The organism is Streptomyces sp. NRRL B-24572 (assembly GCF_002156145.1).
Taxonomy (GTDB): domain Bacteria; phylum Actinomycetota; class Actinomycetes; order Streptomycetales; family Streptomycetaceae; genus Streptomyces; species Streptomyces vietnamensis.
Window position 1 is genome coordinate 1 of record NZ_MWIG01001230.1, and the last position, 529, is coordinate 529.

At 79.8% G+C, this 529-nt stretch carries 1 pseudogene; it reads right to left on the reverse strand.

From position 1 onward, the window contains the following. Positions 1-484, reverse strand: a pseudogene (locus CCN56_RS41475) (hypothetical protein); the annotation flags it as partial. Positions 485-529: the final 45 nt, after the last annotated feature.

A 529-nucleotide genomic window follows, 5' to 3' on the forward strand; every position in this document is an offset into this window, starting at 1 on the left:
CGGGGCCGCCGCCGAGGACCTCCTCCAGGAGTCCGTCGCCGCCGGCCGCGTACGCCAGGAGCCAGAGGGTCCAGAGCCGGGCGGCGGGGACGGTCCCCCCGTCGGGGGCGCGGAAGGGTCCTCGCCGGACGGCGAGGAGCAGTGCCCCGCCGAGGGCGAGGGCCCCGGCGGCCCCGACGGCGAGCCGTACGGGCCCGTAGCTGAAGGTGAGCCCGAGGCCCGCGAGCCCGGCGACCCCGCCGGGGGCGAGCGCGGCGAGCGCCCAGGGCGCGCGGGCCGGCTCGGGTTCCGCGACGGGCGCGGGCTTCTCCTGGCCGCGCGGCACGCGCGCGTACAGCTCCTCGGCGAGCGAGAACACGTCCCGGTGGCGGAACCGCGCGGCGGTCCGGTCGGTGAATCCCTGCGCTTCGAGGCCCGCGGCGATCTCCAGCGGGTCGACGGCCCGCTCGCAGAGCTCGCGGTGCCGGTGCAGGAGCACCTTCACGGGGTCGGCGTTCCCGCGGCGGGGGCGCCGACCCCGTGAAGGTGC